Source organism: Rhodococcus sp. 24CO (assembly GCF_050586165.1).
GTDB lineage: Bacteria > Actinomycetota > Actinomycetes > Mycobacteriales > Mycobacteriaceae > Rhodococcus_F.
Genome location: NZ_JAZFNF010000068.1, coordinates 1 through 884, shown reverse-complemented (window position 1 = coordinate 884; position 884 = coordinate 1). Strand labels below are relative to the sequence as shown.

1 pseudogene is annotated in these 884 nt (G+C 60.6%); it reads right to left on the bottom strand.

Annotated elements, in window-relative coordinates:
• Positions 1–776, bottom strand: a pseudogene (locus V2B23_RS30870) (helix-turn-helix domain-containing protein); the annotation flags it as partial.
• Positions 777–884: the final 108 nt, after the last annotated feature.

Below are 884 nucleotides of genomic sequence, written 5' to 3'. Positions count from 1 at the left end.
TGTACGGCTTGATCCGGTAGTGCCGCGCTTCCCGCAGTGAAGCAGTGAAATCTGCTGCCCGATAGCATGATCCGTTGTCGGTGATCACGCGCTCGATACGGGTGATGCTGTGCGCCGCGAAGAAGAGTCGGGCGTTGTTCATGAAATCGATGGCTGTCGCGGCAGTTTCGTTGTCTACGCCAAATGGGTGTTGCCATCGATCGCGGAATGCAAATAGGTGTAGCCGACGCGGCCCTGCTTGTTCTTCGTTTTCCGACGCTGTGATCGTTTGCCTGCTCGGAACCTCGCCCGTGGACGCGCCAACCTCCGCCGTCAGGGATGCGGCCGACTTTCTTCACGTCGACGTGCACCATCTGACCAGGCCGTTTCGCGGCGATGACCTGGGGTTTGCGGTTCGTTTCGCCGTTCGGGTCGATGAACCGGCGGGGATTGAGACCAAGATCCCGCAGGAGTTTCGTGACCGTCCGGCGAGCGATGACCGTTCCGTCCATTCGGAGTTCGAACGTGATGCGCGCGGCCGACCATTTCCGGGTCCGGCGCATCGCTTCGATCTCGGCCACGATCTCTGCGGCGGTGGCGGTGGGTTGATGGTTCGGTGCGCTGGATCTGTCTTGTAATCCCAGTTCACCGTATTTGCGGTACCGGTTGACCCACGTGGAGGCGCATTGTCGGGAGATGCCCTCTTCGGCGGCGACGTGGGCGATCGGACGAGTGCGGCACCGCTCGATGAGTCGTCGTCTTCCCTCCACAGTCAGCGGAGCATTACGGTGTGTCACAGGGCTGGTCCCTTTGCTGTTGATGGTCTGTTTCGCAACTTCCATCCTGCCGCGAAGGGCCAGCCCGTCTACTTCAATCCAGCGTCAGCAACGTCCATACCCACAACA